23 protein-coding genes and 1 other annotated feature are annotated in these 25,944 nt (G+C 38.5%); all 23 genes read left to right on the top strand.

From position 1 onward, the window contains the following. Window positions 1-20 precede the first annotated feature (20 nt). Window positions 21-2,363, top strand: coding sequence for a ribonuclease R (gene rnr, locus HMPREF1481_RS04915; protein ID WP_016465942.1), 2,343 nt, complete (start codon window positions 21-23; stop codon window positions 2,361-2,363). Beyond that, complete coding sequence (gene smpB, locus HMPREF1481_RS04910; RefSeq protein WP_006150623.1) at window positions 2,326-2,793, top strand: SsrA-binding protein SmpB; 468 nt, start codon at window positions 2,326-2,328, stop codon at window positions 2,791-2,793. Before rnr ends, smpB begins: the two co-directional genes overlap by 38 nt. Window positions 2,794-2,807: 14 nt before the next feature. Next, window positions 2,808-3,668 carry an SAM-dependent methyltransferase TehB gene (tehB, locus tag HMPREF1481_RS04905; RefSeq protein ID WP_016465941.1) on the top strand — a complete coding sequence of 287 codons (861 nt, stop codon included), beginning with the start codon at window positions 2,808-2,810 and terminating at the stop codon, window positions 3,666-3,668. A 187-nt stretch (window positions 3,669-3,855) separates the two neighbouring features. Beyond that, window positions 3,856-5,004: a Card1-like endonuclease domain-containing protein gene (locus tag HMPREF1481_RS04900; RefSeq protein ID WP_025173270.1), complete on the top strand. Its 1,149-nt coding sequence runs from the start codon at window positions 3,856-3,858 to the stop codon at window positions 5,002-5,004. An 81-nt stretch (window positions 5,005-5,085) separates the two neighbouring features. Continuing rightward, window positions 5,086-6,042 (top strand): competence protein CoiA, encoded by a 957-nt coding sequence (locus HMPREF1481_RS04895; protein ID WP_016465939.1) that lies wholly within the window; start codon window positions 5,086-5,088, stop codon window positions 6,040-6,042. A gap of 18 nt (window positions 6,043-6,060) precedes the next feature. Then, window positions 6,061-7,863 (top strand): oligoendopeptidase F, encoded by a 1,803-nt coding sequence (gene pepF, locus HMPREF1481_RS04890; RefSeq protein WP_016465938.1) that lies wholly within the window; start codon window positions 6,061-6,063, stop codon window positions 7,861-7,863. A 1-nt stretch (window position 7,864) separates the two neighbouring features. Further along, entirely contained in the window at window positions 7,865-8,578 is a 714-nt protein-coding gene (locus HMPREF1481_RS04885; protein ID WP_016465937.1) for an O-methyltransferase, read from the top strand. Window positions 8,579-8,652: 74 nt separating this feature from the next. Beyond that, entirely contained in the window at window positions 8,653-9,642 is a 990-nt protein-coding gene (prsA, locus tag HMPREF1481_RS04880) for a peptidylprolyl isomerase PrsA (RefSeq protein WP_016465936.1), read from the top strand. Window positions 9,643-9,854: 212 nt separating this feature from the next. Then, window positions 9,855-11,066: a cell division peptidoglycan polymerase FtsW gene (ftsW, locus tag HMPREF1481_RS04875; protein ID WP_016465935.1), complete on the top strand. Its 1,212-nt coding sequence runs from the start codon at window positions 9,855-9,857 to the stop codon at window positions 11,064-11,066. Between the two features lie 23 nt (window positions 11,067-11,089). Next, window positions 11,090-13,915 (top strand): phosphoenolpyruvate carboxylase, encoded by a 2,826-nt coding sequence (gene ppc / locus HMPREF1481_RS04870; RefSeq protein WP_016465934.1) that lies wholly within the window; start codon window positions 11,090-11,092, stop codon window positions 13,913-13,915. 94 nt (window positions 13,916-14,009) lie between these two features. Continuing rightward, window positions 14,010-14,224, top strand: a binding site (T-box leader). Between the two features lie 134 nt (window positions 14,225-14,358). Further along, window positions 14,359-15,357, top strand: coding sequence for a tryptophan ABC transporter substrate-binding protein (gene trpX, locus HMPREF1481_RS04865; protein WP_016465933.1), 999 nt, complete (start codon window positions 14,359-14,361; stop codon window positions 15,355-15,357). 61 nt (window positions 15,358-15,418) lie between these two features. Next, window positions 15,419-16,285: an ABC transporter permease gene (locus HMPREF1481_RS04860; RefSeq protein WP_016465932.1), complete on the top strand. Its 867-nt coding sequence runs from the start codon at window positions 15,419-15,421 to the stop codon at window positions 16,283-16,285. Then, window positions 16,282-17,040, top strand: a complete 759-nt coding sequence (locus HMPREF1481_RS04855) for an ABC transporter ATP-binding protein (protein WP_016465931.1) — start codon at window positions 16,282-16,284, stop codon at window positions 17,038-17,040. Before HMPREF1481_RS04860 ends, HMPREF1481_RS04855 begins: the two co-directional genes overlap by 4 nt. A 242-nt stretch (window positions 17,041-17,282) precedes the next feature. After that, a complete protein-coding gene (dnaG, locus tag HMPREF1481_RS04850; RefSeq protein WP_016465930.1) occupies window positions 17,283-19,043 on the top strand; it encodes a DNA primase in 1,761 nt (586 codons plus the stop codon). A 2-nt stretch (window positions 19,044-19,045) separates the two neighbouring features. Further along, entirely contained in the window at window positions 19,046-20,155 is a 1,110-nt protein-coding gene (rpoD, locus tag HMPREF1481_RS04845; protein WP_004252673.1) for an RNA polymerase sigma factor RpoD, read from the top strand. A gap of 17 nt (window positions 20,156-20,172) precedes the next feature. Next, entirely contained in the window at window positions 20,173-20,502 is a 330-nt protein-coding gene (locus tag HMPREF1481_RS04840) for a metal-sulfur cluster assembly factor (RefSeq protein ID WP_000331926.1), read from the top strand. Between the two features lie 101 nt (window positions 20,503-20,603). After that, window positions 20,604-21,656, top strand: a complete 1,053-nt coding sequence (locus HMPREF1481_RS04835; RefSeq protein WP_033587487.1) for a glycosyltransferase family 4 protein — start codon at window positions 20,604-20,606, stop codon at window positions 21,654-21,656. Between the two features lie 8 nt (window positions 21,657-21,664). Further along, entirely contained in the window at window positions 21,665-22,981 is a 1,317-nt protein-coding gene (locus tag HMPREF1481_RS04830) for a glycosyltransferase family 4 protein (RefSeq protein WP_016465928.1), read from the top strand. Window positions 22,982-23,006: 25 nt separating this feature from the next. Further along, on the top strand, window positions 23,007-23,198 hold the full coding sequence (locus HMPREF1481_RS04825) for a PspC domain-containing protein (RefSeq protein WP_006150624.1): 192 nt from the start codon (window positions 23,007-23,009) through the stop codon (window positions 23,196-23,198). A 145-nt stretch (window positions 23,199-23,343) separates the two neighbouring features. Beyond that, complete coding sequence (locus HMPREF1481_RS04820) at window positions 23,344-23,793, top strand: hypothetical protein (RefSeq protein WP_016465927.1); 450 nt, start codon at window positions 23,344-23,346, stop codon at window positions 23,791-23,793. Between the two features lie 20 nt (window positions 23,794-23,813). Continuing rightward, on the top strand, window positions 23,814-24,251 hold the full coding sequence (locus HMPREF1481_RS04815) for a hypothetical protein (protein WP_016465926.1): 438 nt from the start codon (window positions 23,814-23,816) through the stop codon (window positions 24,249-24,251). Window positions 24,252-24,421: 170 nt separating this feature from the next. Next, entirely contained in the window at window positions 24,422-24,556 is a 135-nt protein-coding gene (locus HMPREF1481_RS10640; RefSeq protein ID WP_000863850.1) for a DUF4044 domain-containing protein, read from the top strand. Between the two features lie 75 nt (window positions 24,557-24,631). Next, window positions 24,632-25,942 (top strand): GTPase ObgE, encoded by a 1,311-nt coding sequence (gene obgE, locus HMPREF1481_RS04805; RefSeq protein WP_016465925.1) that lies wholly within the window; start codon window positions 24,632-24,634, stop codon window positions 25,940-25,942. Window positions 25,943-25,944: the final 2 nt, after the last annotated feature.

Here is a 25,944-nt window from a genome sequence, read left to right as displayed (position 1 = left end):
TACAAATCTAGAAAGAAAACATGAAAGATAAAATAAAGGAATTTATAGAAGAGAAAGGGCAAGCAACAGTAAATGAGCTAGCTCAAGCCCTGGGAAAGGAGAGCTCTAAGGATTTTAGTGAGCTCATCAAAACTTTATCACTGATGGAAAGAAAACATCAGATTCGCTTTGAAGAAGATGGTAGTCTCAGTCTAGGTCAAAAGAAGAAGCATGAAATTACACTAAAAGGAACTTTTCATGCTCATAAAAATGGATTTGGTTTCGTTAGCTTAGAGGGAGAAGAAGACGATCTTTTTGTCGGAAAGAATGATGTTAACTATGCTATTGACGGAGATACTGTTGAAATCGTAATTAAGAAGGTTGCGGATCGTCAAAAAGGAACTGCTGCAGAAGCAAAGATTATCGATATTCTAGAACACAGTTTAACGACTGTGGTTGGGCAAATTATTCTTGATGAAGAAAAGCCCAAGTATGCTGGTTATATCCGTTCTAAAAATCAAAAAATTAGCCAACCAATTTACGTAAAGAAACCAGCTCTCAAGCTAGAAGGTACAGAAGTTCTCAAGGTCTTTATTGAAAAGTACCCAAGTAAAAAGCATGATTTCTTTGTCGCAAGTGTTCTGGATGTGGTAGGACATTCAACTGATGCAGGGATTGACGTTCTTGAGGTCTTGGAATCAATGGATATTGTGTCAGAGTTTCCAGAAGCTGTTTTGCAGGAAGCAGAGAGTGTTCCGGATACTCCATCAGGGAAAGATATGGAAGGTCGCTTAGATCTTAGGGATGAAATTACATTTACGATAGATGGTGCGGATGCTAAGGACTTGGATGATGCTGTTCACATAAAGCACTTGAAAAATGGAAATTTTGAACTTGGAGTTCATATCGCTGATGTCTCTTACTATGTGACAGAGGGTTCTGCTCTTGACAAAGAAGCTCTCAATCGTGCGACCTCTGTCTATGTGACAGACCGTGTAGTTCCAATGCTTCCAGAACGCCTCTCAAACGGAATCTGTTCTCTTAACCCTCAAGTGGACCGCTTGACTCAGTCTGCGATTATGGAAATTAATAAGCAGGGTCGTGTTGTGAATTATACGATTACTCAGACTGTTATCAAGACAAGTTTTCGTATGACCTATAGTGATGTGAATGACATTTTAGCTGGTGACGAGGAGAAGAGACAAGACTATAAGAAAATTGTTCCTAGTATCGAACTTATGGCCAAACTCCATGAAACATTGGAAGGTATGCGAATTAAGCGTGGTGCTTTAAATTTTGATACCAATGAAGCTAAGATTATAGTCGATAAAAAAGGCAAGCCAGTTGATATTGTTCTTCGTCATCGTGGTGTTGCTGAACGTATGATTGAGTCCTTCATGCTGATTGCCAACGAAACGGTTGCCGAGCACTTTAGCAAGCTGGACCTACCTTTTATCTATCGGATTCACGAGGAGCCTAAGGCTGAAAAAGTTCAGAAGTTTATTGATTATGCTTCGAGCTTTGGTTTGCGAATTTATGGGACTGCCAGTGAGATAAGTCAGGAAGCTCTTCAAGACATCATGAGTACTGTTGAGGGAGAGCCATATGCGGATGTATTGTCTATGATGCTTCTGCGTTCGATGCAGCAGGCTCGTTATTCTGAGCATAATCACGGTCACTATGGTCTAGCTGCGGACTATTACACGCACTTTACCAGTCCGATTCGTCGTTATCCTGACCTCTTGGTTCACCGGATGATTCGAGACTATGGACGTTCTAAGGAAGTAGCCGAGCATTTTGAACAGGTTATTCCAGAGATCGCGACCCAGTCTTCTAACCGTGAGCGCCGTGCTATCGAGGCAGAGCGTGAAGTCGAAGCCATGAAAAAAGCTGAATACATGGAAGAGTACGTTGGTGAAGAGTATGATGCAGTTGTTTCAAGTATTGTTAAATTTGGTCTTTTTGTTGAATTACCAAATACAGTTGAAGGCTTGATTCACATCACAAATCTTCCTGAGTTTTACCATTTTAATGAACGCGATTTAACCCTCCGTGGGGAGAAATCAGGAATTACTTTCCGAGTGGGACAACAGATACGTATTCGTGTCGAAAGAGCGGATAAGATGACTGGTGAGATTGATTTCTCCTTTATTCCAAGTGAATTTGATGTCATTGAGAAAGGTTTGAAAGGCTCTGGTCGTAAGGATAGAAGTCGTCGTTCAGATAAGAAAGAAGACAAGAGAAAAGCTAGTCGCTCAAGTGATAAGCGCAAGCATTCTCCAAAAGACAAGAAGAAAAAGAGCAAGAAACCTTTTTACAAAGAAGTAGAAAAGAAAGGAGCCAAGCATGGCAAAGGGCGAGGGAAAGGTCGTCGCGCAAAATAAAAAGGCGCACCACGACTATACAATCGTAGATACGCTAGAAGCAGGAATGGTTCTGACAGGAACTGAGATCAAGAGTGTTCGAGCAGCCCGCATCAATCTGAAAGATGGGTTTGCCCAAGTGAAAAATGGGGAAGTTTGGCTGAGCAATGTGCATATCGCTCCTTATGAAGAGGGCAATATCTGGAATCAGGAACCCGAACGTCGTCGTAAACTTCTCCTTCATAAAAAACAAATCCAGAAATTAGAGCAAGAAACCAAAGGAACAGGTATGACCTTGGTTCCTCTTAAAGTTTATATCAAAGATGGCTATGCCAAGCTTCTTTTAGGACTTGCAAAAGGGAAGCATGATTACGATAAACGTGAGTCTATCAAACGACGTGAGCAAAATCGTGATATTGCGCGTGTTATGAAAGCTGTTAACCACCGATAGAAAGAGTGAAGAATATGGAAAAACTAGTTGCCTACAAACGCATGCCTGTCTGGAATAAAGACACCATGCCAGAAGCTGTTCAAAGAAAACACAATACTAAGGTCGGAACCTGGGGCAAGATTACCGTATTAAAAGGGACTCTAAAGTTTATTGAGTTGACTGAAGACGGGGAAGTTTTAGTCGAGCACTTTTTTGAAGCAGGTGCTGATAATCCTATGGCACAACCTCAAGCTTGGCACAGAGTAGAAGCTGCCACAGAAGATGTGGAATGGTACTTGGAATTTTATTGTAAAGCAGAGGATTATTTTCCCAAGAAATACAATACTAATCCAGTCCATTCGGAAGTTTTAGAAGCTATGGATACAGTAAAACCATGTAAGGCACTAGACCTAGGATGTGGTCAAGGAAGAAATGCACTCTTTCTAGCTCAACATGGATTTGATGTCACAGCTGTAGATCAAAATGAGCTATCTCTTGAAATCTTGCAAAGCATTGTGGAGCAAGAAGATATAGAAATGCCTGTAGGTCTCTACGATATCAATTCAGCTAGCATTGGACAAACTTACGATTTTATCGTATCAACGGTTGTTCTCATGTTTTTACAAGCAGATCGCATTCCAGCTATTATTCAAAACATGCAGGAACAAACCTCAATTGGAGGTTACAATTTGATTGTGTGTGCCATGGATACGGAAGATTATCCATGTTCTGTTAATTTCCCCTTTACCTTCAAAGAGGGTGAGTTGGCAAATTACTACAAGGACTGGGAATTGGTTAAGTACAATGAAAATCCAGGGCATTTACATCGTCGTGACGAAAACGGCAATCGTATTCAACTACGCTTTGCGACCATGTTGGCAAGAAAAGTAAAATAAAAGACTAAGGGAATAGAAAAGGATTTTTCTATTTCCTTTTTTGTTACCCTAATAAGAAAGGAAGTTCTCAATTTATGCTATACTAGAAGTAGGAGAAGTCGATGAAATGAAACAGAATCGTGATAGTTTTAAAATGATTCTAATCGACCACTATTCTATCGGACTTTTTTGTCTAGGAGGTCTTAGGATGACTAGTCTTTTAATTGAACTGTATGACCGTCATACCATTGAGAAAAATGTCTACCAAGCTTTTGTCAGTGATTGTGATGAAATTTTATTTTTATCTTTGAAAAAAATTGCTGAAGAAGAAAGAGTATCCCTGAAACATTTTTTATTGGAACAAGTACCCCACTTAAAACAAGTACATTTTCGTCAATTTAAGCTAAATAAAGTCTGGCAGGATTTAGACGTGTTTATCAATGATTTTCAGACAGTGACCATCGATATTTTTGGTGGAGATAATCTATTAGCAATAGTTCTATATCAGTATGGTTTGGAGAAAGGTATTCCCATTATTGCTATGGATGTAGAACAAGGAAAACAGTATGCATTAGGGAGGACTAAAATCGAGGATGAAGTCCTAGACATTCCTAGTCTATCCATTGAACAGTTGGTAGCCTTACGTGGTGGGAAAATTTTGAAATCAAGACGACCTCAGCATACGGTTAAGCAAATTGAAGCTATCAAAAAATTGGCCAAGTACGCTATTGAGAATCCAGAAGAATGGTATCAGATTACTCAATTTTTTGCGATAGCAAAAACAGCCGATTTTCACTCTGAAACAGCAAAAGTTTTGGAAAGTAACGGAAAAACCTACTCCTATCCAGCTAAATTGATTCCTCTATTTAGGGATGCCAATTTACTAAAAATAGAAGAGGAAAAAAGTGATAGGGTTGCCTATACATTTCTCAGTTCAGAAGCACATTTATTATGTCGCACCAAGGGACATATTTTGGAGCTTTATATCTATTTACTAGCCCTTGAGTCTGAGTATTTTGACGAATGCCTGATTGGCGCTGAGATTGATTGGAATGGTATCTTTCCTGAGATGGACAATGTTCAAAATGAGATTGATGTTATCTTTCGTAAAGGTCATTCAGTAGTATTCATTTCCTGTAAAATGACAGATTTATCTGTTGAAGCTATTAACGAACTTGAAGTTTATGCCAATCATTTTGCAGGTGATAATTGTTTGAAGATGATTGTTTGCTCTGGTAGGATTAATCCCGTCTACAGCAATCGTTGTCAGGAATATGGTGTAACTGTGATTAAGCAGGATCAAATACAAAATCTCATCCCTATGGTTCAGAAATATATTAAAAATCATAGAAAATAGTTGAGAATTATATAGTATAAAAGGTTGAATCTATCAGCCTTTTTTTTCTTCTTTTCGAATGGAATAGAAAAGGAGGTCTCTATGTTTCTAGCGAGGGATAAAAATGGGAATTTAATCAGCGCTTTAGGGGATGAAGTAAAGAAACAAACTTATTATTGCCCAGCTTGTGGAGCACGTGTTCGCTTGAGAAAAGGGAAAAATGTACGAACGCATTTTGCTCATGAAAGTCTAAAAAAATGTGATTTTTTCCATGAAAATGAAGGACCAGAACACCTGGAAAACAAGGAGCAATTGTTTTATTGGGCTAAGAAGAATGATGAGGTTGAAATGGAATATCCGATACCTGAACTGAAGCAAATTGCTGATATCTTTGTCAATAAACAACTAGCCCTAGAAGTTCAGTGTAGTCCAATTTCTTGTGACCTTTTAAGGGAGAGAAGCAATGGTTATCGAAGTCTCGGTATTCAAGTTTTGTGGTTACTTGGAGAAAAACTATGGATAAAAGAGCGACTAACTCAACTTCAGAGAGATTTTCTTTATTTCAGTAATAACATGGGCTTTCATATTTGGGAGTTAGACCATAAAAGACGAGTTTTGAGACTTAAGTACTTACTCCACCAAGATTTGAAAGGAAAACTTCATTATCAGGTCAAGGAATTTTCTTATGGCAAAGGGAATCTTCTAGAAATATTACGGACTCCTTATCAACAACGAAACCTGATTTCTTTTTCAGTTGAGCAAGACAGAGATATTTGTTATTACATTCAAAAACAGCTTTACTATCAAAACCCCTATTGGATGAAACAACAAGCCCAAGCTTACTTGAGAGGAGAAAACCTATTAAATTTGAAGACTCAAGACTGGTATCCCCAAGTAAGGCCGATAGAATATGGTCATTTTTGTCAGATAAGTCAAAATCTATATGATTACTACCGCAACTTTCAGGCTTATTATGAACTGAATTCACAAAATCAGCAACAAAAGCTCTATCCACCTGCCTTTTATCAGCATTATTTCTCGAAAAATATGGTAAAATAGAAAGGATGGAGGAAATTTATGGTATTACAACGAAATGAAATCAATGAAAAAGATACATGGGATCTATCAACGATCTTTGAAACAGACCAAAAATGGGAAGAAGAATTAGCTCTATTAACCGAGGATACAAAAGAAACAGCTAGCCTTGAGGGACATCTTTTGGATAGTGCAGAGAGCCTATTAAATATTACAGAGCGTTATTTGGATTTGAGCCGTCGTCTTGAAAAACTCTATGTCTACGCTCATATGAAAAACGACCAGGATACACGAGTTGCTAAATATCAAGAATACTATGCAAAGGCAATGACTCTTTATAGTCAACTCGACCAGGTATTCTCTTTCTATGAGCCAGAATTTATGGCAATTACTGAAGAGCAGTATCAAAACTTTTTAGCAGAAGAACCAAAACTCCAGCCTTATAAACACTTCTTTGATAAACTCTTGCAAAATAAGGAACATGTCCTTTCACAACGTGAAGAAGAGTTGTTAGCAGGTGCTGGTGAAATCTTTGGTGCTGCTAGTGAAACTTTCGCTATCTTAGATAATGCAGATATCGTCTTTCCACTAGTTAAAGATGAAGATGGAAATGAAGTGCAGTTGTCACACGGTGTCTATATGCGCTTAGTAGAATCTAAGAACCGTGAGGTTCGTCGTGGTGCATATGAAGCCCTATACTCTACCTATGAGCAATACCAGCACACTTACGCTAAAACACTACAGACCAATGTCAAAGTACAAAACTATCGAGCTAAGGTTCGTAACTATAAGAGTGCGCGTGAAGCTGCTCTTGCGGCCAACTTTGTTCCAGAAAGTGTCTATGACAACTTAGTATCTGCTGTTCGTAAGCATTTGCCATTATTGCATCGTTATCTCTCACTTCGTTCAAAAATCTTGGGTATTCCAGACCTTAAAATGTACGATGTCTATACACCATTGTCTTCAGTAGAATACAGCTTTACTTATGAGGAAGCCTTGAAGAAGGCAGAGGAAGCTTTAGCTGTTCTTGGTGAGGATTACTTGAGTCGTGTTAAACGCGCCTTTAGCGAACGTTGGATTGATGTGTATGAAAATCAAGGCAAGCGTTCAGGTGCATACTCTGGTGGTTCCTACGATACTAACGCCTTCATGCTTCTTAACTGGCAGGATAATCTCGATAATCTCTTTACTCTCGTACATGAGACAGGTCATAGTATGCATTCTAGCTACACGCGTGAAACACAACCTTATGTATACGGAGATTACTCAATCTTCTTGGCAGAAATTGCTTCAACAACCAATGAAAATATCTTAACTGAAAAATTATTGCAAGAAGTTCAAGATGACGCAACACGCTTTGCTATTCTCAACAACTTCTTGGATGGTTTCCGTGGAACAGTGTTCCGCCAAACTCAATTTGCTGAATTTGAACATGCTATTCACCAAGCCGATCAAAATGGTGAAGTCTTGACAAGCGAGTTCTTAAACAATCTCTATGCTGACTTGAACCAAGAATATTATGGCTTGAGCAAGGAAGACAATCCTCAAATTCAGTACGAGTGGGCTCGTATCCCTCATTTCTACTATAATTACTATGTATATCAATATTCAACAGGCTTTGCAGCAGCTTCGGCCTTGGCTGAAAAGATTGTTCACGGTAGTCAAGATGATCGTGACCGTTATATTGATTACCTCAAGGCTGGGAAGTCAGACTATCCTCTAAATATCATGCGAAAAGCTGGTGTTGATATGGAAAAAGAAGACTATCTTAATGATGCCTTTGCAGTCTTTGAACGCCGTTTGGATGAGTTCGAAGCCCTTGTTGAAAAACTAGGATTAGCATAAAATGGTTGAGTCATACAGTAAAAATGCTAACCATAACATGCGACGGCCTGTTGTTAAGGATGAGATTGTGGAATTTATGCGCCACAGACAAGAGCAGGTGACTGGTTCTTTAAAAGAACTAGAAAACTTTGCTCGCAAGGAGAATATTCCTATCATTCCTCATGAAACAGTCGCCTATTTCCGTTTCCTAATGGAAACAATTCAACCAAAAAGTATTTTAGAAATTGGAACGGCAATTGGCTTTTCGGCACTTTTGATGGCTCAACATGCCCCAGAGGCTAAAATTACAACCATTGACAGAAATCCTGAAATGATTGGTTTTGCCAAGGAAAATTTTGCCAAGTTTGATAATCGCCAACAAATCACTCTTTTGGAAGGCGATGCGGTAGACGTTTTGTCAACATTGACAGAGACCTATGATTTTGTTTTTATGGATTCTGCAAAATCCAAATACATCGTATTTTTGCCAGAAATCCTAAAACACCTTGAGGTTGGTGGAGTAGTTGTCTTGGATGATATTTTCCAAGGTGGAGACATTGCTAAGGATATTATGGAAGTCCGACGCGGGCAACGAACCATTTATCGTGGTTTGCAAAGACTATTTGACGCAACTCTAAACAATCCGGGATTAACAGCTAGTCTAGTTCCTCTTGGAGATGGAATCTTGATGCTAAGAAAGAATCAAGCAGAAATAGTACTGCCTGATGTTGATTAATTTCAGATATTTTTAAGACAATTTAGTAAAATAGATAAGGTAAACATTTATCTAGTGTATAAAAAGGAGTAAACATGAAGAAAAAATTATTGGCTGGTGCCATCACTTTGTTATCAGTAGCTACATTGGCTGCTTGTTCAAATAGCTCTCAAGGAGCTGACCTCATCAGTATGAAGGGTGATGTCATCACTGAGCACCAATTTTATGAAGAAGTGAAAAACAACCCAACTGCTCAACAAATCTTGCTCAATATGACAATCCAAAAAGTTTTTGAAAAACAATATGGATCTGAAGTAAGTGATAAAGAAGTAGAAGATGCGGTAGCAGAAGAGCAAAAAAGATATGGTGATAGCTATCAAATCGTTCTTTCTCGTGCTGGTATGACAGCTGAAAGTCGTAAGGCTCAAATTCGTACAAGTAAATTGGTTGAGTATGCTGTTAAAAAAGCTGCAGAAGCTGAATTGACAGATGAGAACTACAAAAAAGCTTACGATGAGTACACACCAGAAGTTACAGCTCAAGTGATTAAACTTGACAGTGAAGATAAGGCTAAGGAAGTACTTGCGAAAGCACAAGAATCTGGAGCAGACTTTGCACAATTGGCTAAGGATAATTCAACTGACGAAAAGGCAAAAGCAAATGGTGGTGAAATCACCTTCGACTCTGCATCAACAGAATTGCCAGATGTTGTTAAAAAAGCAGCCTTTGCCCTTAATGTTGATGGAATCTCAGATGTGATCACAGCTCCGGGTACACAAGCTTATTCAAACAGTTTCTATATTGTGAAATTGATCAAGAAAACAGAAAAATCTTCTAACTGGGAAGATTATAAAGAAAAATTGAAGACAGTTATCCTGACTCAAAAACAAAATGATGCTACTTTTGTTCAAGGTGTAATTAGTAAAGAGTTGCAGGCGGCAAATATCAAGGTTAAAGACCAAGCCTTCCAAAATATCTTTACTCAGTACATCCAAAGTGATACAACAACTCAAACGACAACTACATCAGCAGCAACTGAAACGACCACAACTGCAACTGAAACGACAACAACATCTTCAAACTAAAGATGAAAACTCTATCTTTCTACTCTTGAAAGGTAGAGTTTTTTTGGAGTTTTCTTAGCTAAAAGCCCAAAATATAAATAAATGTTTGTGAATTCTAAAAGCTTAAATTCTAGGCTTTAACGGATAAGAGTTTTTTTCTAGTCTAAAAAGTGGTATAATAGCATGTAAAACTAGAATTAATAGAAAATTAAAAATTTAGTAGATGGTGAAATATGAAAATTAGTAAAAGGCACCTGTTGAATTACTCTATTTTAGTGCCCTATATTCTCTTATCCGTTCTGGGATTGATAGTGGTATATTCGACAACGAGTGCATCCTTGATTCAGGAGGGTAAGAGCGCCTTTCAATTGGTTCGAAATCAGGGCTTGTTTTGGATTGTTAGTTTGTTGCTTATTGCAGTAATCTATAAGCTGAAACTTGGTTTTCTTCGAAACGAACGTTTGTTATTTATTGTTATGTTTGCTGAGTTAGTGTTACTAGCTTTAGCTCGTTTGATTGGGATTCCCATCAATGGTGCATACGGTTGGATCAAAGTAGGACCTATTACTGTTCAACCTGCGGAATACTTGAAAATTATCATCATTTGGTACTTGGCTCAACGTTTTTCAAAACAACAAGAAGAAATTGCCGTTTATGATTTCCAAGTATTGACTCAAAATCAATGGTTTCCTAGAGCATTTAACGATTGGCGATTTGTACTTCTAGTCATGATTGGTAGTTTGGCTATTTTCCCTGACCTTGGAAATGCTACAATTCTCTTTTTGGTAGCATTGTTGATGTACTCAATTAGTGGGATAGCTCACCGATGGTTTGCAACTATTCTTGGAGTATTGACCAGTTTATCCTTTGTTTCTCTAACAACCATTAAGCTTGTTGGTGTTGATAAGTTTTCTAAGATTCCAGTATTTGGATACGTAGCTAAACGATTCAGTGCTTTCTTTAATCCCTTTGATGATGTCGCTGGTGCAGGACACCAGTTGGCAAATTCATACTATGCTATGGTAAATGGAGGATGGTTTGGACTGGGATTAGGAAACTCTATCGAAAAACGAGGCTATCTACCTGAGGCACACACGGACTTCGTTTTCTCTATTGTGATTGAAGAGTTTGGATTTGTTGGTGCCAGTCTTATCTTAGCTCTATTATTCTTCCTAATTCTTCGTATTATTTTAGTGGGGGTACGAGCAAAAGATCCGTTCAACTCTATGGTAGCAATCGGTATTGGTGGAATGATTTTAATTCAGGTATTTGTTAATATCGGAGGGATTTCAGGATTGATTCCTTCAACAGGTGTAACCTTCCCATTCCTTTCACAAGGGGGGAATAGTCTCCTGGTTCTATCAGTAGCTATCGCCTTTGTGTTAAATATCGATGCTAGTGAAAAACGTGCAAAACTATACAGCGAATATGAAGCACAACTCTAAGAAAATGTGACAAGGAGAAAAATATGTCTCTTCAAAAACTAGAAAATAACAGAAACAAAACTGTAGTCCAAGAAGAAGTTCAAATCTTGACAGACTTACTTGAAGATATCACGAAAAATATGCTTCCTGCTGAGACTTTTGACAAGATTATGCAGTTGAAGAAGCTATCATCAAATCTAGACTATCAAGGACTAGATAAGGTAGTGAGAAGTCTTTCAAATGATGAAATGGTCTACATCTCCAGATATTTCTCTATTTTACCACTTTTGATTAACATCTCCGAAGACGTAGACTTAGCTTATGAGATTAACCATCTAAACAATATTGATCAAGATTATCTTGGTAAATTGTCAACAACCATTGAAATGGTTGCTGAAAAAGAAAATGCGGCTGAAATTCTTGAACATCTGAACGTGGTGCCAGTATTAACAGCCCATCCAACTCAGGTTCAACGTAAGAGTATGCTGGACTTGACTAATCATATCCATACTCTCTTGCGTAAATACCGTGATGTGAGAATGGGGCTTATTAACAAAGAAAAATGGCATAATGATCTTCGTCGCTACATTGAGATTATCATGCAGACGGATATGATTCGTGAGAAGAAACTAAAAGTAACGAATGAAATCACAAACGTGATGGAATATTACAATAGTTCTTTCCTACAAGCTGTACCAAATCTAATGTTAGAATATAAGCGTCTTGCAAAAGAGCAGGGAATTGACCTAAAACAAGCAAAACCTATCACCATGGGAATGTGGATTGGTGGAGACCGTGATGGTAATCCATTTGTAACTGCCGAAACTCTCATGCGTTCAGCAACCATTCAAAGTGAAGTCATCTTCAACTACTATATCAGCAAGATTTCTAGTCTCTATCGAACTTTCTCTCTTTCTACTAATTTATCCAAAACAAGCAAGGCTGTTGAAGAAATGGCTGCGCAATCTAGTGATACATCTGTCTTCCGTGAAAAAGAACCTTACCGTCGTGCTTTTCACTTTATCCAATCTAAATTAATTCAAACGCTTTTGAATTTAAAAGAGTGGGCTCTTATTGGTTCATCAGCAGATGAACGACATCATGTTGAACGTCTCCTTGGTGCTCAAGGATACCAACAGGGAGAGATAACAGACTATATCAGTAGCCGACTTACAGGTGCTATCCAAGACTTAGCAGATGAGCGCCCACCCTACTATGAAACGATTGAAGAGTTTAAGCATGATTTAAATGTTATTAAGGATTCATTGCTTGAGAATAAAGCAGAAGCATTGTTGACTGGTGAGTTTGCAGAATTACTAGAAGCAGTTGAGGTCTTCGGTTTCTACTTGGCATCAATTGATATGCGTCAAGACTCAAGTGTCCACGAAGCCTGTGTTGCTGAATTGTTAGCATCTGCTGGAATCAATGACCACTATAGCGATTTGTCAGAAGATGAAAAGTGCGAGTTGCTTTTACATGAATTGTTAGAAGATCCTCGCATCTTGTCTGCAACTCATGCTGAGAAGTCTGAACTGCTCGAAAAAGAATTGGCTATTTTCCAAACTGCTCGTGAATTAAAAGATCGTTTGGGAGAAGATGTTATTCGTCAAACAATTATCTCTCACGCAACTAGCGTATCTGATATGCTGGAATTGGCCATCATGCTCAAAGAAGTCGGTCTGGTGGATGCTGAAAAAGCTCGTGTTCAAATCGTTCCTCTTTTTGAAACGATTGAGGACTTAGATCATTCTGAAGAAACAATGAGAAAGTATTTCTCTTTACCACTTGCTAAGAAGTGGATTGCTTCTAGAGATAATTACCAGGAAATCATGCTTGGCTACTCTGATAGTAACAAAGATGGTGGATATCTCTCATCTTGTTGGACACTCTATAAGGCTCAAAAACAATTGACCGCTATTGGTGATGAATACGGAGTCAAAGTAACCTTCTTCCATGGTCGTGGTGGTACCGTTGGCCGTGGTGGTGGACCAACTTATGATGCCATTGCTTCTCAACCGCTCAAATCAATCAAAGATCATATTCGATTGACTGAACAAGGTGAAGTTATCGGAAATAAATACGGAAACAAGGATGCAGCCTACTATAACCTTGAAATGTTGGTTTCAGCGGCTATCAACCGTATGATCACTAAAAAGAAGAGCGATACCAATACTTCAAATCGCTATGAAGCTATCATGGATCAAGTGGTGGAACGCAGTTACGATATCTACCGTGAGCTTGTATTTGGAAATGAACATTTCTATGATTATTTCTTTGAATCTAGTCCAATCAAGGCTATCTCAAGTTTCAATATTGGGTCTCGTCCAGCAGCTCGTAAAACGATTACTGAAATTGGTGGTCTACGCGCCATCCCTTGGGTATTCTCATGGTCACAAAGTCGTGTTATGTTCCCAGGTTGGTATGGAGTGGGTTCAAGCTTTAAGGAATTTATCGATCAGGATCCTAAAAATATCGAAACGCTTAGAGAAATGTATCAAAACTGGCCATTCTTCCAGTCTCTTCTCTCTAACGTAGATATGGTTTTGTCAAAATCTAACATGAACATTGCTTTTGAGTACGCTAAACTATGTGAAAGTGAAGAAGTACAAGCAGTCTTCTATACTATCTTAGATGAATGGCAATTGACCAAGAACGTTATTTTAGCCATCGAAGGATATGATGAACTTTTGGCAGAAAATACATACTTGAAAGATAGTCTAAACTATCGTATGCCTTATTTCAACATTCTGAACTATATCCAGTTGGAGTTAATTAAGCGTCAACGTCGTGGTGAACTATCCTCAGATGAAGAAAGATTAATTCATACGACTATTAACGGAATTGCTACAGGATTACGTAATTCAGGTTGATATAAGCCCCATTTTCCAAAAACCGTAGGAATTTTTGTAATTTTTAAAAATAATTCATGAAAACCCTTGACAAGCTTTAGGAAAATGATATAATTTAAGCATTCAGAAAGTAATCATCGAATTTTTCTAGCGAGTCTGTGGTTGGTGAAAACAGGCAGATGAAGATGATGAAATTGGGCTGGATGTTATTAAGAATTTGAAATCATAAGAATTCGGTGAGCACACCTTACAGTGCAACTCGTGAAGCGAGTAAGAGTGATAGGACAAGTTCCTATAATTGAGGTGGCACCGCGCATCGACGTCCTCACACAAGTTTTTTGTGTGAGGACTTTTTCTATGAGGAGGAAAAAAATTATGGAAATCAAACGATGGCGACGCTTGGTAAAGTTATATTGAAAGTGAAATGAACATTACTAAGTTTAATAAAATAAGGAGAAATAGATATGAATAAACGTTTAATTGGTATTATCGCAGCATTAGCACTTGTAGTTGGAGGAAGCTTGGTCTACTCTAACTTGACGAAACAAGAAACTAAAACAGAGACAGCTAACAAGACAGCTAAAGTTGGTGTCCTACAATTTGTCAGCCATCCATCGCTCGACTTGATTTACCAAGGAATCCAGGATGGTCTTGCTGAAGAAGGTTATAAAGGCGACCAAGTTAAAATCGACTTTATGAACTCTGAAGGTGACCAAAGTAAGGTTGCGACAATGAGTAAACAATTGGTGTCAAATGGAAATGATGTTGTTGTCGGAATTGCGACACCTGCAGCTCAAGGTCTAGCAAGTGCAACAAAAGACCTACCTGTTATCATGGCAGCTATTACAGACCCAGTTGGAGCTAACCTTGTACAAAACTTGGAAAAACCAGGTGGAAACATCACTGGGGTATCTGACCACAACCCTGCTGAACAACAGGTTGAATTGATCAAAACGTTGACTCCTGATGTTAAGACTGTTGGAGCTCTTTACTCAAGTAGTGAAGATAACTCAAAATCACAAGTTGAAGAGTTCAAAGCTTACGCTGAAAAAGCAGGTTTGAAAGTAGAAACTTTCGCAGTTCCATCAACGAACGAAATTGCTTCAACAGTAAACGTTATGACTGGTAAAGTTGATGCAATTTGGGTTCCAATCGATAACACTATTGCGTCAGCATTCTCAACTGTAGTATCAAGTAACCAAACAGCTAAAAAACCAATCTATCCAAGTGCAACTGCCATGGTAGAAGCTGGAGGTTTGGCATCAGTTGTTGTGGACCAACACGATCTTGGTGTGGCTACTGGTAAAATGATTGCCAAAGTCTTGAAGGGTGAAAAACCTGCAGATACACCAGTTAATGTCTTCTCAACTGGTAAATCAGTTATCAACAAAAAAGTTGCTCAAGAGCTTGGAATCACTATTCCAGAATCAGTTCTTAAAGAAGCTGGTCAAGTAATCGAATAAGAATAAAGGAGGAGTTGGAGACATCTCCTCCAATTTTTAGAATAAAGGAAACGAATCATACATGCTAATATCTATTATTTCACAGGGATTGGTCTGGGCTATCCTAGGTTTGGGAATCTTTATGACCTTTCGTATCCTAAACTTTCCAGATATGACAACTGAAGGTTCCTTCCCTTTGGGAGGAGCAGTTGCAGTTACTCTCATTACCCAAGGTGTTAATCCTTTTCTTGCGACTTTAGCAGCTGTAGGAGCGGGTTGTCTTGCTGGTTTAGCAGCGGGTCTTCTTTATACGAAAGGGAAGATTCCTACCCTTTTATCAGGAATTTTGGTCATGACTTCTTGTCATTCTATCATGCTCATGATTATGGGACGGGCTAACCTTGGACTCTTAAACACCAAGCAAATCCAAGATGTTCTTCCTTTTTCATCTGAGATTAATCAATTACTGACAGGTTTGATTTTTGTGACTTTGGTCATTTTACTCATGCTTTTCTTCCTAGATACTAAACTTGGACAGGCCTATATCGCTACAGGAGATAATCCAGATATGGCTCGTAGTTTTGGTATCAATACAGGACGCATGGAGCTTATGGGGTTGGTCTTGTCAAATGGTGTAATTGCACTTGCTGGTGCCCTTATTGCTCAACAAGAAGGCTATGCCGATGTCTCTCGTGGTATCGGAGTTATCGTAGTTGGTCTTGCTAGTCTGATTATTGGTGAAGTCCTCTTTAAGAGCCTTACCCTAGCAGAGCGTTTGGTTACTATTGTCGTTGGTTCTATTAGTTACCAATTCTTAGTATGGGGAGTTATTGCTCTCGGCTTTAATACTAGCTACCTCCGTTTGTACAGTGCTCTTATCCTGGCTACTTGCTTGGTAATTCCAACCCTTAAGGATAAATACTTGAAAGGAGTCAAGTTAAGCAAATGACAGCAATTGTAGAATTAAAAAATGCCACAAAAATTGTGAAAAATGGCTTCAACGAAGAAAAAATTATCCTAAACGATGTTTCACTTGAAATTTATGAACATGACTTCATCACAATCTTGGGTGGAAATGGAGCAGGGAAGTCAACTCTCTTTAATAGCATTGCGGGAACTCTACCATTGACAAGTGGTAGCATTCGTATCATGGGTGAAGATGTAACTCATTTTAGCCCTGAAAAGCGTGCCAAGTATCTTTCTCGTGTTTTTCAAGATCCAAAGATGGGGACAGCTCCACGTATGACAGTCGCAGAAAACCTTTTGATTGCCAAGTTCCGTGGAGAAAAACGTGGACTTTTCCCAAGAAAATTGTCTTCCTATAAGGAAGAATTTCAAGCGACCATTGAAAAGGTTGGCAATGGTCTAGAGAAGCATTTGGATACTCCGATTGAATTCTTATCAGGTGGACAAAGACAGGCTTTGAGTCTCTTAATGGCAACACTAAAACGTCCAGAGCTACTTTTGTTAGATGAACACACGGCTGCACTTGACCCTAAAACAAGTGTTGCCTTGATGGAATTGACAAATGACTTTGTTAGCAAGGATCATCTAACAGCTTTGATGATTACCCACCATATGGAAGATGCTCTCAAGTATGGAAATCGCTTGATTGTTATGAAAGATGGACAAATCATCCAAGATTTGAATAAGGATGAAAAAGCTAAAATGAAGATTTCTGATTATTATCAACTGTTTGATTAAGAATTCACATTAACTATAAGCTTAGAGGTAGTATTTACCTCTAAGTTTTTTGTTTTTGAAACGAATAGAAAATTTTAGCTATGATTTTTTTTCAAGGTTATTTGCTTTTAAATAAAATTTTACTTTAAAAAAGTTCATAATCTATGAAATAGGAGTATGTAAAGGGTATGAAATGGTTTACTTTTTTTCAGAAATAAAGTATACTATATAAAGTAAACTGTGATAAAATGGAGGTATTGTCTATGGTTGACAAGAGAGTCATCGAAGAAATCAAAAACAATACCAATATTGTCGAAATCATAGGAGAAGTAATTTCCTTACAAAAATCTGGACGGAACTTTTTAGGGCTCTGTCCTTTTCATGGTGAAAAGACCCCTTCCTTTAACGTGGTCGAAGATAAGCAATTTTACCACTGTTTTGGTTGTGGTCGTTCTGGAGATGTCTTTAAATTCATTGAAGAATATCAACAAGTAACCTTTGCCGATGCCGTGAGGATTCTAGGTGAACGTCTTGGGATGCACCTTGAAACTCCTGTACACAATATTGCTCAACATACGTCCCCTCATCAAAATCTTTATGAGATGCATGATAAGGCTGCACGCTTTTATCATGCTATTCTCATGACAACAAAAATGGGTGAGGAAGCAAGAAACTATCTCTATAAACGTGGCTTGACCGATGATGTCATTAAACATTTTATGATTGGTTTAGCCCCTGCTGAACGTTCTTATCTCTACCAACGTTTAGCTGATGATTATAGCGAAAAGGACTTGCTGGATTCAGGTCTGTTTTATCTTTCCGAGAGTAATCAATTCTTTGATACCTTCCATAATCGGATTATATTTCCACTCTCTAACGATCAAGGTAAGGTAATTGCTTTTTCTGGTCGTGTTTGGCAAGAGACGGATTCTCAAACTGCCAAGTATAAAAATAGTCGCGCAACGGCAATTTTTAATAAGAGTTACGAATTATATCATTTGGATAGGGTAAAAAAAGGGTCTGGTAAGGCTCCTGAAATTTATCTGATGGAAGGTTTTATGGATGTCATTGCAGCCTACCGTGCTGGTATTGAAAATGCCGTAGCTTCCATGGGAACAGCCTTGACTGCTGAACACGTTGAACATCTCAAACGCTTTACAAAAAAAGTGATTATCACTTATGATGGTGACAAGGCAGGACAAGCAGCAACTGCTAAAGCTCTAGAGGAACTTGGTGATTTACCAGTTCAAATTGTTCAAATTCCCGATGCAATGGACCCTGATGAGTATTTACAAAAGAATTCTCCAGAGGATTTGGCTTATCTTTTATCCAATACTCGAATCAGTCCGATTGAATTTTACATTCACCATTACAAACCAAGTAATAGTGAAAATCTTCAAGCACAGATTGATTTTATCGAGAAAATTGCACCTCTTATCGTCAAAGAACCTTCTATCACAGCTCAGAACACCTATATTCATTTACTGACTGATCATTTACCATCTTTTGATTATCAACAAGTAGAGCACATTATTAATGAAAGTCGTGTCAGACAGAGACAAGAGAAGGTTAAGCAAGTCGTTAATCCGACACCTGTCACCATGTCAGTTTCTAAACAATTGTCGGCAGTCATGAGAGCTGAAGCGCATATTCTTTACCGTATGATGGAACATCCTTTGGTGCTCAATGATTATCGCTTGAGAGATGATTTTGTATTTGAAACACCTGAGTTTCAAACCTTGTATGGACTCTTGATTGATAATGGCTCGATATCTTCTGAGGACTTAGCAAATCAGACTAGAGAAGTGGAAAATGCTTGGTACCAAGTGTTAGCCTTGGATTTACCTTCTGAAATGTCTCCAGAAGAACTAAAAGAAGTGGAAGAGTCTCGTAATCGTGCTCTTTTGAATCAACAAAATTTGCAAATCAAAAAGAAGGTTCAGGAAGCTAGTCATGTAGGTGATACAGAAACTGCTTTAGAAGAGCTTGAACGCTTAATTGCCCAAAAAAGAAGAATGGAGTAAGAATGGCAAAAAAACAAAAAGAAGTAACTACTTTTGATGTCCAAGTCGCTGAGTTTATTCGTAACCATAAGAAAACTGGTACTGCGACAGATGACGAAATTAACAATGTCCTAGTAATTCCTTTTGCACTGGATGTTGAAGGAATTGAAAACCTTTTGCAACGTATTCAAGATGCTGGGATTGCAATCACTGATAACGAAGGAAATCCAAGTGAGCGTGTTCTAAGTACAGAAGAAGAACCAGAACTTAGTGATGAGGATTTAATTGGTTCTACATCTGCTAAGGTTAACGATCCTGTTCGCATGTATTTGAAAGAAATTGGGGTTGTACCTCTTCTTACAAACGAAGAAGAAAAAGAGTTGGCCCTTGCTGTTGAAGCAGGCGATGTTGAAGCTAAGCAACGTCTAGCAGAAGCTAACCTTCGTTTGGTAGTATCTATCGCGAAACGCTATGTTGGACGTGGAATGCAATTCCTTGACTTAATCCAAGAAGGTAACATGGGGCTTATGAAAGCCGTTGATAAATTTGACTACTCTAAAGGGTTCAAATTCTCAACTTATGCAACTTGGTGGATCCGTCAGGCTATTACCCGTGCCATTGCTGACCAAGCTCGTACCATCCGTATCCCAGTTCACATGGTAGAAACAATCAACAAGCTTGTTCGCGAGCAACGTAACCTTCTTCAAGAGTTGGGACAAGATCCTACTCCAGAGCAAATTGCAGAACGTATGGATATGACACCTGATAAGGTTCGTGAAATCCTTAAGATTGCTCAAGAACCAGTTTCTCTTGAAACTCCTATTGGTGAAGAAGATGATAGCCATCTTGGTGATTTTATCGAAGATGAAGTGATTGAAAATCCAGTTGATTACACAACTCGCATCGTTTTACGTGAGCAGTTGGATGAAGTGTTAGACACATTGACTGACCGTGAAGAGAATGTTCTTCGTCTTCGTTTTGGTCTCGATGATGGGAAAATGCGTACGCTAGAAGATGTGGGTAAAGTCTTCAACGTTACTCGTGAGCGTATTCGTCAGATTGAGGCAAAAGCTTTGAGAAAACTTCGCCAACCAAGTCGAAGCAAACCGCTTCGTGACTTTATCGAGGATTAAGATAGAGGAGACTGAATATGGCTTACACAGAAGAGCAAATTGAAAACATCAAAACACGGATTTTGACAGCTTTAGAAGAAGTTATCGACCCAGAATTAGGAATCGATATCGTCAACTTAGGTCTTATTTATGAGATTCGTTTTGATGGTGATACAGGTGAGACAGAGATTGATATGACCTTAACGACTATGGGTTGTCCTTTGGCAGATCTCTTAACTGACCAAATCTATGATGCAATGACAGATGTTCCAGAGGTTACCAACGTCGAAGTTAAATTAGTTTGGTATCCAGCTTGGACGGTTGAAAAAATGAGTCGCTATGCACGTATTGCTTTAGGAATTAAGTAGAAACATATCAAAAAGAGAAATAGTATAATTGTTAGGAATTTCCCTAGCTTTTATGCTATCTCTTTTTTAATTTGCTGATTTTCTTTCAAGAAAATGATATAATGGAAAGTATGGAAAAAGAGAAATTACGCATCAATATGCTAAGTTCAAGTGAAAAGGTAGCAGGACAAGGTGTATCTGGAGCTTACCGTGAACTTGTGCAACTTTTGAAACGTGATGCGAAAGACCAACTAATTGTAACGGAGAATCTTCCTGTAGAAGCTGATGTTACTCATTTTCATACAATCGACCTTCCTTATTATCTGTCAACTTTTCAAAAGAAGCGTTCAGGTCGTAGGATTGGTTATGTTCACTTCTTACCTGATACCTTAGAGGGCAGTTTGAAAATTCCGTTCTTCTTAAAAGGGATTGTTAAGCGCTACGTATTTTCTTTTTATGACCGTATGGAACACTTGGTTGTGGTTAATCCTACTTTTATCGAAGATTTGGTTGCAGCTGGTATTCCTCGTGAAAAGGTGACCTATATCCCTAACTTTGTTAACAAAGAAAAATGGCACCCACTTTCTGCAGAAAAAGTAAGTCAACTTCGACAAGATATGGGGTTGAGTGAAAATCAATTTGTAGTCGTAGGAGCTGGGCAGGTTCAGAAGCGCAAGGGAATCGATGATTTCATCACTCTTGCTGAGGAACTACCGGACATCACCTTTATTTGGGCGGGAGGCTTTTCATTTGGTGGGATTACAGATGGTTATGAACGCTATAAAAAAATCATGGATAATCCTCCAGAGAATCTGATTTTCCCTGGAATTGTTGAGCCAGAACGGATGAAAGAACTCTATGCTTTGGCAGATCTGTTCTTACTTCCTAGCTATAATGAGCTCTTTCCGATGACTATTCTAGAAGCTGCAAGTTGTGAAGCACCCATTATGCTTCGGGACTTAGATCTTTATAAGGTTATTCTAGAAGGCAATTACAGACCAACCACCGATGTGGAAGAGATGAAACAAGCTATTATGGAATATAGAGAGCATCCAGAAGCTTTGAAAGAGTTAAAAGAAAAGGCCAAGGCTATTTCAAGAGAATACTCAGAGGAGCATCTCCTTGAAATATGGCTAAAATTCTATCGGGAGCAAGCGGCTTTAGGAAAAAAATGAGGTAGTATATGCGAATTGGATTATTTACAGATACTTATTTCCCACAGGTTTCGGGTGTTGCAACTAGTATTCGAACCTTAAAAACAGAGCTTGAAAAGCAAGGGCATGCAGTCTTTATCTTCACGACAACCGATAAGGATGTCAATCGTTATGAAGACTGGCAGATTATTCGTATTCCTAGTGTTCCTTTCTTTGCCTTTAAAGACCGTCGTTTCGCTTACCGTGGATTTACGAAAGCTCTTGAGATAGCTAAACAATACAAACTCGATATTATTCATACCCAAACTGAATTTTCTCTTGGTTTATTGGGAATTTGGATTGCTCGAGAATTGAAAATTCCAGTCATTCATACCTATCATACCCAGTATGAGGATTATGTTCACTATATTGCTAAGGGGATGTTGATTCGTCCAAGTATGGTCAAGTATCTTGTTCGAGTTTTTTTGCATGACGTTGATGGAGTTATTTGCCCGAGTGAAATTGTACGCGATCTTTTATCTGACTATAAGGTAAAAGTTGAAAAGCGTGTTATTCCTACAGGTATTGAACTCGCTAAGTTTGAACGACCTGAGATTGGTCCTGAACACATCAGTGATTTACGGGAAAAACTCGGTATCAAGAAAAACGAAAAGATGCTTCTAAGTCTTTCTCGTGTTTCGTACGAGAAGAACATTCAAGCAGTTCTGGCAGCTCTACCAGAAGTTCTAAAAGAAGAACAAAATGTTAAATTGGTTGTAGCTGGTGATGGTCCTTATTTGAAAAATCTTAAGGAGCAGGCAGAAGACTTGCAGATTCAAGATTCTGTTATCTTTACAGGTATGATACCACCAAATGAGACGGCACTTTATTATAAGGCAGCTGATTTCTTCATATCGGCTTCAACAAGTGAGACTCAAGGATTGACTTATCTTGAAAGTTTGGCAAGTAAGACTCCTGTTATTGCCCATGGGAATCCTTATCTGGATAATCTAATCAATGATAAAATGTTTGGAACCCTTTATTATGAGGAAAGGGACTTGGCAGGAGCGATTCTTGAAGCCTTACTTGCTACACCGCCAATGGACGAAAAACATTTGTCTGAAAAATTATATGAAATCTCAGCTGAGAATTTTGGTAAAAGAGTTCATGAATTCTATCTAGATGTCATTATTTCAAATAATTTTGCCAAAGAAACAAGAACTGACGAACCTGTTACAAAACGAATTTTAAAGACAGTCTTTTATATTCCACAACAGGCCGTTAAGATGCCAGTTAAAGGTTCTAGACGTATGCTTAAGGCATCAAGAAAACAATTAAAAAATTTAAGAAAATATTTGAATGACTAAATTCTTCCGATGAAAGGATAAAACAATGAATAAGAAATTGATGAGAAGTGGTAGAGATCAAAAAATTGGTGGTGTCTGCGCAGGAGTAGCACACTATTTTAATATTGACCCTACCATTGTTCGTGTTATTTGGGGAGTTTTGGCTTTCTGTTATGGAGCTGGAATCGTTGCTTACTTGATTTTGTGGGCAATTGCTCCTGTATCAGATGAATTTTAAGAAAAAGATTAGAGTAGAAGCAAGACTAATAATATTCAATGATTTGAAACTTCAAATCGGTGAAATGGGATTCATTTGGGGTTGATTTCTGGTGCGGGATATTAAATTTCATTAAATAGATTTGTCCGTTAAAGGAGTTGAGATAATGAAAAAGAAAAGATGGGCCAAAATCAGTGCGTTTGTAGGGATTCTAGGTGGGCCTTTAGCGCTCTTCTTTATATGTGCGTTATTGGCATCTGGGATTGGCGCCAGTCGTTCGGGGGTAGAGGAATCTCTTAGTTTATTAGTGACGACATTTGGAATTATTTTTTTAGTAGCGTTGAAAAGTGCGTGCTATTATAAAAAGGATGAACGTGTGAATTCAGTGATGGTCAAGCTGTTTGCAGCCTCAAGCGCAGTAGGGTTCTTTGTAAGCTTACTGATTGCCTTGGCAAATATTCCGATGATTAGCGAACTCTTTGAATTGATAATGGATGCCTTGTTCGACGGAAGCGATGGCTTTGCACGTGCACTCGGTTTCATGTTTCTATCAGCGATTTTATCCGTTGTCTGGGGCATTTATTATGCTATGTGCCTAAGGAAATTTGAGGACTAACACTTAAGGGAGACGAGAACATGCAAAGTAAGAAATGGGCAATCTGGTGTGTTTTTGTGGGCATTGTGGGAGGAGCATTTTTAATGATATCTCCCGTGGGATTACTCGCAGCAGGAATCGGAGCAAATGGCCAGATGTTTGATTCTATATTAATTCTAATACTGTGTACGTATTTGGCGATTTTCTGTGTAGCTTTGAAGAGTAAGCTTTACTATAAAGGCGATGATAGAGTCTCTAAATTCGTAACCAATACGTTTTTAATAGCAGGGACGATTGGATATGCCCCAATCTTTATTTGGTTTATAGGATATATTCCCTTCTTATATGACTTGTTTAGTGCGGTTTTTTCTGGCCAAGATGCCTTCTCTCTATTGTTTCTAGTGGTAGAGTTTGTCGCGTTTCTATCGATTGTCAGTGGCATTGGATATGCGGTCAGCTTGAAAAACTTCAGAAAATAATGTAATGCGGATTTTTTCGAGGCTTTTATTGATAAGATATTCGGAAATTACAAATAGAGAGGAAATGAGAATTTGACAGATATAAAATAGGGAATCTGATGTGTTTTTGTTTTTGATACATCTGTATCAAATGATTTTTAAAATTAGAAAAAAATAATAAAGGAGAGATTATGGCATTCGGTGATAATGGTAAACGTAAAAAAACTTTCTTTGAAAAACTAACAATGTTTGTCGTACTAATCATGTTGTTTGTTACTTTAGCAGGTATTTTTGCGACTGCAATTGGTGTATTTAGCAGATTCTAAATTGCTAGTTGTAGGATTTATTTCAAATAGTTGGTGACTGGGATTTCCCAGCCCTTTTTAAAGTGAGAAGAGAATATGAGTATGTTTTTAGACACAGCCAAGATTAAAGTAAAGGCTGGTAATGGTGGCGATGGCATGGTTGCCTTTCGTCGTGAAAAATACGTCCCTAATGGTGGACCATGGGGCGGTGATGGAGGACGTGGTGGTAACGTTGTTTTCGTTGTAGACGAAGGTTTACGTACCCTGATGGACTTCCGTTACAATCGTCATTTCAAAGCCCAATCTGGCGAGAAAGGAATGACAAAAGGAATGCATGGTAGAGGGGCAGAAGACTTAATTGTCCGTGTACCTCAAGGGACAACTGTGCGTGATGCTGAGACTGGAAAAGTCATCACTGATTTGATAGAGAACGGACAAGAGTTCATCGTGGCTCATGGAGGTCGTGGTGGTCGCGGAAATATCCGTTTTGCAACACCTAAAAATCCTGCGCCAGAAATCTCAGAAAATGGAGAACCAGGTCAGGAACGTGAATTACAGTTAGAACTTAAAATTCTTGCGGATGTTGGCTTAGTTGGCTTCCCATCTGTCGGTAAATCAACTTTGTTAAGTGTTATTACTTCTGCAAAACCAAAAATTGGAGCTTACCATTTTACAACAATTGTTCCAAATCTTGGTATGGTTCGGACTCAATCCGGTGAATCCTTTGCAGTGGCAGACCTTCCTGGATTGATTGAAGGTGCAAGTCAAGGCGTTGGACTAGGAACTCAGTTTTTGCGTCATATCGAGCGTACCCGAGTTATCTTGCATATCATTGATATGTCTGCCAGTGAAGGACGTGATCCTTACGAGGATTATTTAGCGATTAATAAGGAACTTGAATCTTACAATCTTCGTCTGATGGAGCGTCCACAAATCATTGTTGCCAACAAGATGGATATGCCAGAGAGTCAGGAAAACCTTGAAGAGTTCAAGAAAAAATTAGCTGCAAATTATGATGAATTTGAGGAATTACCGCCAATCTTCCCGATCTCAGGTTTGACCAAGCAAGGCCTTGCACCTTTATTAGATGCAACCGCTGAACTTCTTGATAAGACGCCAGAATTTCCAATTTACGATGAATCTGAAATGGAAGAAGAAGCATACTATGGCTTTGATGAAGAAGAAAAACCATTTGAGATTGGTCGTGATGATGATGCAACATGGGTTCTTTCCGGTGAAAAACTCATGAAACTCTTTAACATGACCAACTTTGACCGCGATGAGTCTGTTATGAAGTTTGCCCGTCAGTTGCGTGGTATGGGAGTTGATGAAGCTTTGCGTGCTCGTGGCGCTAAGGATGGGGATCTTGTTCGTATTGGAAAATTTGAGTTTGAATTTGTAGACTAGGA

Source organism: Streptococcus sp. HPH0090, from assembly GCF_000411475.1.
Classification (GTDB): Bacteria; Bacillota; Bacilli; order Lactobacillales; family Streptococcaceae; genus Streptococcus.
This window is presented reverse-complemented; position numbering and strand designations above follow the sequence as displayed.

Excerpts from the sequence above, each read along its gene's own strand:
- rnr (WP_016465942.1), top strand. The coding sequence starts at position 21 with ATGAAAGATAAAATAAAGGAATTTATAGAAGAGAAAGGGCAAGCAACA.
- smpB (WP_006150623.1), top strand. The coding sequence starts at position 2,326 with ATGGCAAAGGGCGAGGGAAAGGTCGTCGCGCAAAATAAAAAGGCGCAC.
- tehB (WP_016465941.1), top strand. The coding sequence starts at position 2,808 with ATGGAAAAACTAGTTGCCTACAAACGCATGCCTGTCTGGAATAAAGAC.
- HMPREF1481_RS04900 (WP_025173270.1), top strand. The coding sequence starts at position 3,856 with ATGACTAGTCTTTTAATTGAACTGTATGACCGTCATACCATTGAGAAA.
- HMPREF1481_RS04895 (WP_016465939.1), top strand. The coding sequence starts at position 5,086 with ATGTTTCTAGCGAGGGATAAAAATGGGAATTTAATCAGCGCTTTAGGG.
- pepF (WP_016465938.1), top strand. The coding sequence starts at position 6,061 with ATGGTATTACAACGAAATGAAATCAATGAAAAAGATACATGGGATCTA.
- HMPREF1481_RS04885 (WP_016465937.1), top strand. The coding sequence starts at position 7,865 with ATGGTTGAGTCATACAGTAAAAATGCTAACCATAACATGCGACGGCCT.
- prsA (WP_016465936.1), top strand. The coding sequence starts at position 8,653 with ATGAAGAAAAAATTATTGGCTGGTGCCATCACTTTGTTATCAGTAGCT.
- ftsW (WP_016465935.1), top strand. The coding sequence starts at position 9,855 with ATGAAAATTAGTAAAAGGCACCTGTTGAATTACTCTATTTTAGTGCCC.
- ppc (WP_016465934.1), top strand. The coding sequence starts at position 11,090 with ATGTCTCTTCAAAAACTAGAAAATAACAGAAACAAAACTGTAGTCCAA.
- trpX (WP_016465933.1), top strand. The coding sequence starts at position 14,359 with ATGAATAAACGTTTAATTGGTATTATCGCAGCATTAGCACTTGTAGTT.
- HMPREF1481_RS04860 (WP_016465932.1), top strand. The coding sequence starts at position 15,419 with ATGCTAATATCTATTATTTCACAGGGATTGGTCTGGGCTATCCTAGGT.
- HMPREF1481_RS04855 (WP_016465931.1), top strand. The coding sequence starts at position 16,282 with ATGACAGCAATTGTAGAATTAAAAAATGCCACAAAAATTGTGAAAAAT.
- dnaG (WP_016465930.1), top strand. The coding sequence starts at position 17,283 with ATGGTTGACAAGAGAGTCATCGAAGAAATCAAAAACAATACCAATATT.
- rpoD (WP_004252673.1), top strand. The coding sequence starts at position 19,046 with ATGGCAAAAAAACAAAAAGAAGTAACTACTTTTGATGTCCAAGTCGCT.
- HMPREF1481_RS04840 (WP_000331926.1), top strand. The coding sequence starts at position 20,173 with ATGGCTTACACAGAAGAGCAAATTGAAAACATCAAAACACGGATTTTG.
- HMPREF1481_RS04835 (WP_033587487.1), top strand. The coding sequence starts at position 20,604 with ATGGAAAGTATGGAAAAAGAGAAATTACGCATCAATATGCTAAGTTCA.
- HMPREF1481_RS04830 (WP_016465928.1), top strand. The coding sequence starts at position 21,665 with ATGCGAATTGGATTATTTACAGATACTTATTTCCCACAGGTTTCGGGT.
- HMPREF1481_RS04825 (WP_006150624.1), top strand. The coding sequence starts at position 23,007 with ATGAATAAGAAATTGATGAGAAGTGGTAGAGATCAAAAAATTGGTGGT.
- HMPREF1481_RS04820 (WP_016465927.1), top strand. The coding sequence starts at position 23,344 with ATGAAAAAGAAAAGATGGGCCAAAATCAGTGCGTTTGTAGGGATTCTA.
- HMPREF1481_RS04815 (WP_016465926.1), top strand. The coding sequence starts at position 23,814 with ATGCAAAGTAAGAAATGGGCAATCTGGTGTGTTTTTGTGGGCATTGTG.
- HMPREF1481_RS10640 (WP_000863850.1), top strand. The coding sequence starts at position 24,422 with ATGGCATTCGGTGATAATGGTAAACGTAAAAAAACTTTCTTTGAAAAA.
- obgE (WP_016465925.1), top strand. The coding sequence starts at position 24,632 with ATGAGTATGTTTTTAGACACAGCCAAGATTAAAGTAAAGGCTGGTAAT.